Here is a 6042-nt window from a genome sequence, read left to right as displayed (position 1 = left end):
AGCACGACGTTACGGCCCTTGGGGCCGAGGGTCACCTTGACGGCGTCGGCGAGCTGGTTCATACCGCGCTCGAGACCGCGCCGGGCGTCCTCGTCGAACGCGATCATCTTCGAAGCCATTCCTGCTCCTGCTCTTCGTAGGGCTGTCCGGTCAGGGGATCGCCGGGACGGCGCCCGCGACGGACGGTCTGCTGGCGGGCGGCCGACCTGCCCACGGACCTCGTCGTCCCGGCGCACGCCAGGTGGTTGGCACTCTCCAGGCGTGAGTGCCAGGCGTCTCGTCGCACTCTACCCACAACTTGCGTGTCGCGCACATAGTGCGCGGCGCGCAATATCGATAGAGTAGGCCCTATGAACGACGCCATGGATCTTCGGGCGCGCAACAGGCAAGCCACCCAGGAGGCGATCGGCCACGCCGCGCTGCGCCTGGCCATCGAGCAGGGCCCCCACGGACTGGCCCTGGTGCGCGTCCATGACATCGCCACGGCCGCGGGCGTCTCCCCCCGCACCTACAACAACTACTTCTCCAGCAAGGAGGAGGCGATCTGCTCCTTCCAGGCCGGCCAGTCCAAGCGCGTGGGGGAGGCGCTGCACGCCCGGCCCGCCGGCGAGCCGCTGGATCAAGCCATCATCGCGGCCGTGATCGAGCTCTACACCGACCCCGAGCCCGACAAGGCCGGCCTGCGCATGATCATGTCGACGCCCGAGCTGGAGGGTGAGGCGCTGAAGGCGTTCACCATGGCGGAGGGCCCGCTCACCGAGGCGATCGCGGCGCGCACCGGTACGGACCCCGGCCGCGACCTGTTCCCGGCCGTCACGGCCGCCGCGGTCGCCGGCGCCATCCGCGTGGCGGGGCGGCACTGGCTCCTGCCCGGCAACACCGAATCCTTCGCCGCCATCCTGCGCCGGGCCCTTTCCTGTGTCGTTCCGGGCCGTTGATCGCCTTGGGCGGCATCCAGGACCGCCCGATCCAGCTCGCGCGGCGATCACCTCGGTGGTAGGGAATGCCCCACCCCGACAGGCGGGCAGGCCTGACTGATCGTGAGTGATCTTCCTGCGACATTGGGGACATGACGAAATTGCTCGCCGCCGCTGTCGCCGGTTCCCTGGTCCTCGCCCCTGTCGCCCCCGCCTTCGCCGCCGCCGCGACGCCCTCGCCGCAGTCCAGCCTTGACGTGCTCACCACCGAGGACGGCATGGCGGGCGCGTTGAGCCAGGTGCGGAGCCCGGGCGGCGAGACCGTGACCCGGCGCTCCGGCACCGCGGAGCGGGGCACCGGCAAGCCGATGATCGGCCCCCGGGGCCGGTTCAGGATCGCCAGCGGGAGCAAGCCGATCATTGCCGCCACCGTGCTGCGGCTGGCCGATCAGAAGAAGCTCGACCTGGACGCCACGGTGGAGCGTTACCTGCCCGGGGCGCTGCGCGGCACCGGTGACGGCGCCGAGATCGACGGCCGGAAGATCACCGTCCGGATGCTGCTGCAGCAGACCAGCGGCCTGCCCGAGTTCGCCGACGCGATCGAGTGGAAGGAGCCCTTCCCGGACTTCCTGCGGGTGGCGCTGACGCTCAAGCCCACGCCCCGCGGCTCCTTCGCCTACGCCAACACCAACTACCTGGTCCTCGGCATGATCGTGACCGCGGTGACCGGCAAGGACTACCGCCAGGCGAGCCAGGAACTGATCCTCAAGCCGTACGGGATGCGGGACACGTACTGGCCGGCCAAGGGCGACTACGGCATCCGCGGCCCGCACGCCCACACCTACGGGGTGCACCCCGGCCATCCGAAGGACGGCGAGGTCGACCTGACCGACCAGCTGCCCACCTACGCGTTCGGCCCCAGCGGCGGCCTGGTGTCCACCCCCGAAGACCTCAACCGGTTCTGGCGTGCGGCCCCGCTGGGCACGATGATGACCCGGCCGGTGAAGGTCGAGGCGGAAGGCTGGCCCGCGGGCGCCCGCTACGGTTATGGCGTGGTCCGGATGAAGTCGAGCTGCGGCTACGCCTACTTCGCCCCCGGCGACATGCCGGGGGCCGCGGTGTTCAGCGGCCGGGACCGGGCCGGGCGCGTCGCCACCGTCTACGTCACCGGCGTGCCCCGCAATCGGCAGCACCTGATCGACGCCTTCCTCGCCGCGATGTGCGACCGCTGAGTCATGCGCCAGGCCGTCTCAGCCGCCCTGCCCCGGAAGCGCCCGGCGCCGGGCGGCGGCTGCGACCTCGAAGACCTGCGATCAGCCACGGGTGTCCAGCCCTTCGCGACCGAGCGCCGCTCGGATCCGGCTGAGCCACTCGGCGCCCAGCCGGCGCCCGTCCGGGAACTGGTCGCCTCGATCCCAGCGCCACGTCGTGATCATCGCCAGCACAAGGATCCGGCACACCCTCAGCAGCTCCTGGTCGAGGCCCGGATAGTGCTCGCTGACTTCTTCGGGCGCATGGGCGAGGTCGAATTCGACAGGCCCGCGGCAACACGTCTCGAAGTCTATGAACAGCAGCCCGTTCGTCGTGGTGAGCACGTTGCCCGGGTGCGGCTCGCCGTGCAGCAGCTGCTCGGCGCCGCCGCGCTCGCCGATCACCCGTCTCATGCTTCGCAACGTCTCGTCGAGCAGCTCCCGGTCCGCGTCGGCGAGCCCCGGCGTACGGTCGCGGCTCGCCACGAGCTGTTGAGCCTGCTCGACCCGATCCGTGAAGTGCGGCGTCGGGACGTCGAGCTCGCGCATGCCGGCATGCAGCCGCTCGAGCGCATCGGCATAGCCGGCTGGTGGGACCGCTCGCGGTGTCACCGGCTCGTAGTAGGTCCACAGCGTGACCTCGAAGCCGTCACGCTCATGGACGCGTGGCTCCACCCGCGGGTCGGGAACAGCCACAGGACACCCGGACTCGGCGAGCCGCTGAGCGAGCTCGACCTCGAACCGCGCGACCTGATGCGTTGCGGGTGCCACCCGGGCCAGGACGTCACACGGCAGCAGACGCAGAGTGAGCTTGTTCGAGTCATGCAGAACGATCGCGTCGTCGACGGCCAGGTCGAGCGCTGAGGCGATCGACATGGCGGCGGCCACCGCACGCGCGGCCGCTGACGCCTGCATCATCGCCTGGCCTCTCTCTCGCGAACGCTGCCGTACTCCCCAAGCGGTGCCGCCCGGGCACGTACATTATCGAGGCGATCACGACCGTGGGGTCCGGCGCGAAGGTGTTCGAGCGTGTGGAGAGGTGATCGATCAGCGATGGGCCGTTGCGATGAGGCGTCGCAGTGCCGCGTGGGCGGGTGGGCCCCACGTGGCCTTGCCGCCCCGCCGGCCGCGGACGCCGGCTTCGCCGATGAGGATGCCGCTGAGGGCGCGTCCCACCGCCCATCCGCGGGCGCGGCGCAGCGTCGCGGCGTCCGGCGCCGGCTGGTAGGCGGCATGGAAGCGGTCGCGGGCGCCATCCGGCAGCAGGATCCAGGCGGCGAAGAGGTCGCAGGCCGGATCGCCCGCGAAGAGGTCGCCGAAGTCGATCACGCCGCAGAAGGTGCCGTCCGCGGTGAGGACGTTGGCCGGATGCAGGTCGCCGTGGAGCCAGAGCGCCGGGCCCACCCACTCGGGCGCGGCGGCGGCGTCTTCCCAGACCGCGCGGACGGCGTCCGGGTCGGGGATCAGCCCCAGCTCGGTCGCCGAGGCGAGCTGCCTGGCGAACCCCTCGGAGTGGTCGGCCAGCGGCCCGCCGCGGCCCCGCCCGGTGGGCGCCTGCTCGGGGGCGGGCCGGTGCAGGGCCGTCAGGAAGGCGGCCAAGGCGTCGGCAGCCTCCGCGGCGCGCGTGACAGGGGCGCGGTCGGCGGGCTCGCCCGGCACCCACGTGGTGACGATCCAGGGTCGTGGAAACAGGGCGGAGGGCTCGCCGAGGCGCTGCGGGACGGGAACCGGCAGCGGAAGGCGCGGGGCGAGGACGGGCAGCCAGGTGTGCTCCTTGAGCAGCAGTTCGTCCGCGTCCTGCGTCGCCCAGGGCAACCGGACGGCGAGGTCGTCACCGAGCCGCCACAGCTGGTTGTCCCAGCCCCGCGCGCCAAGCCGCAAAGGGCGATCGGCCAGGTCGGGGTGCTGCTCACGCAGCAGATCCCGCACGAACTCCGCGTCGATGTCGATCTCGGTGTGCGTCATGCGGAGCAACGGTAGCCGGATGGCGCGATCGTCGTCCGGGGTTGTCAGCGAACGGAGAGCCGGTCGGTGACAGCGCCGAAAACGGTTTGCTCCCGGCGCACTGGTTGATCAGATCGGTGAGGGTTCACCGGTCCGATCCACGTGCGGCCGCCTACGACGACGGGCGTACCGGGGCACGAGCCGGCTACGCAGAACTGCGTAGCCGCTGCCGTCCGCTGCCGGAGGCCGCGGCTGCCTCGACGGCGCGAGGATCGATTCCGTGAAACCTCTCCTTGGGCGCTCGCCCTCGTCACCGGCACCTCGACGGGCACAGGCGATCCACCCCGCTGCACACGCTGCCGACGCCCGCCATTCGACAGACAGGATCCTCATGTTCGTCCGTCACCTGCCGGCCATCGCCGCAGCCGCCCTGCTCGGTGTCCTGGGGCTCGCCACACCGGCGGCCGCGCACGTTCTGGTCCAGCCCGTCGATGCGTACGCCTTGACGACCGGGCGTCTCTGGTCCGTGGTGGCCGCGCTGCTGGGGCTGGCCGGCGTCGTCATCGGCGGGCTGGCTCTGGCCCGCTCCGCCGGCCGTATCGGCGCCGGCACCGGGAGAAGAGGAGCCATCGTGGCACTGGCGGCGGGGCTCGCCTGCACGGTCATCGGCGCGCTGGTCGTGGCCGCCGCCGAGGGCGGTCCCGGCACCGGCTACGGAATAGTCGGAGGCTACATAGACCTGGTGGTCGGGCCGATCGCCATGGTCCTCGGTGGGCTGGCTCTGGCCCGCTCCCGCCGCACCGCCTGACACGCCAGCCGGTCGTGCCGGTCGGTCACCAAGAACCCCGCGGCCAAGGTCCGGGCCGACGACCCCGACACCGGCCGCCGCCGCGGCGATCGAAACCCTCCGCCACACCGGTATTCATCCTGGACAAGAGCGGGTTCGCCGCAGCGTGCGGCGACGAGACGGTCTGATAGGTCGGATACTGCTGGGACGGGGCACCGAAGGGGATCAGTGGTGGGGGCCGGGGGACGAATGTATGGTGGCCGCCTGATCGGTGTTGGGCATCCGCTTTCGGCGGGGAGTCATCCCAGCGTCGTGTCCTGGCCGGGGTTTGCTGGGTGGCTCATCCGGTCACCGAGACGGTCCTGCCCCTGACGGGCGCTCCACCGCGAAGCACTCGACTGTGGTGTGAGTGAGGATTGATACCAGATGTCGTCAGGTGCGGCTCCAGTCGCCCGAGCCGGAAAGGCCGTGTCAGTGAGTGTTGAGACCAGAGTGTCCGGCTGGTGAGAAGATCGCGACGCTGGGAAACAGCAAAGGCAGGACTCGCAGGATTGCCGGGACCGCTGCCCGCCCTTGTGCAGAAGCACCGTGAGCTGCTGAAGTTCGCGGTGGTGGGTGGAACAGCGTTCCTGGTGGACAACACGGTGTTCTATGGGCTGAAGCTGACCATTCTGGAGCCGAAGCCGGTGACCGCGAAGGTCATCGCGGTGCTCGTGGCGACGATCGTGTCCTACGTGCTGAACCGTGAATGGTCGTTCCGGACCAGGGGCGGTCGCGAGCGCCATCACGAGGCGGCGCTGTTCTTCCTGGTCAGTGGTGTCGGTCTGGTGCTCAGCTCCGTGCCGCTATGGATCTCCCGGTACGTGTTCCTGCTGGAGACCCCGGACGTGAGCCTGGTGACCCAGGAGATCGCCGACTTCGTGAGCGCGCAGGTCATCGGCACGCTGATCGCCATGGTCTTCCGGTTCTGGGCGTTCCGGAAGTGGGTCTTCCCCGACGAGGAGGCTCGCCCCGGCCGCGTGCGGCTGGCTCCGGCTCCCGAGCCCAAGGACGAGGCGGCCTGATCCGACCCTCCACTCGCCGGTGGCCGCGGTGGATTGCCGCATCGATGTGGACCGTCTCGGATTTCCTGGCACCGTCGCCC

General features: G+C 70.8%; 6 protein-coding genes. 4 read left to right on the top strand and 2 right to left on the bottom strand.

The genetic code is table 11. The features are described from left to right. Positions 1-350: 350 nt before the first annotated feature. Entirely contained in the window at positions 351-938 is a 588-nt protein-coding gene (locus ACIBG4_RS42235; RefSeq protein ID WP_397208281.1) for a TetR/AcrR family transcriptional regulator, read from the top strand. A gap of 131 nt (positions 939-1069) precedes the next feature. Then, the gene (locus tag ACIBG4_RS42230) at positions 1070-2149 is read left to right on the top strand and encodes a serine hydrolase domain-containing protein (RefSeq protein WP_397208279.1); all 1080 of its coding nucleotides are present in this window, start codon (positions 1070-1072) and stop codon (positions 2147-2149) included. Positions 2150-2230: 81 nt separating this feature from the next. Here ACIBG4_RS42230 and ACIBG4_RS42225 read toward each other — a convergent pair whose 3' ends face one another. Together ACIBG4_RS42225 and ACIBG4_RS42220 are read right to left on the bottom strand one after the other, a co-directional pair. Further along, positions 2231-3085: a phosphotransferase enzyme family protein gene (locus ACIBG4_RS42225; RefSeq protein WP_397208277.1), complete on the bottom strand. Its 855-nt coding sequence runs from the start codon at positions 3083-3085 to the stop codon at positions 2231-2233. A 129-nt stretch (positions 3086-3214) separates the two neighbouring features. After that, positions 3215-4132, bottom strand: a complete 918-nt coding sequence (locus ACIBG4_RS42220) for an aminoglycoside phosphotransferase family protein (RefSeq protein WP_397208275.1) — start codon at positions 4130-4132, stop codon at positions 3215-3217. Between the two features lie 370 nt (positions 4133-4502). Here ACIBG4_RS42220 and ACIBG4_RS42215 point away from each other — a divergent pair, with 370 nt between their 5' ends. Beyond that, positions 4503-4919, top strand: coding sequence for a DUF6223 family protein (locus tag ACIBG4_RS42215; protein ID WP_397208273.1), 417 nt, complete (start codon positions 4503-4505; stop codon positions 4917-4919). A 554-nt stretch (positions 4920-5473) separates the two neighbouring features. After that, positions 5474-5962, top strand: a complete 489-nt coding sequence (locus tag ACIBG4_RS42210) for a GtrA family protein (protein ID WP_397208271.1) — start codon at positions 5474-5476, stop codon at positions 5960-5962. The last annotated feature ends 80 nt before the right edge of the window (positions 5963-6042 follow it).

The organism is Nonomuraea sp. NPDC050383, assembly GCF_044459125.1.
GTDB lineage: Bacteria > Actinomycetota > Actinomycetes > Streptosporangiales > Streptosporangiaceae > Nonomuraea.
This window is presented reverse-complemented; position numbering and strand designations above follow the sequence as displayed.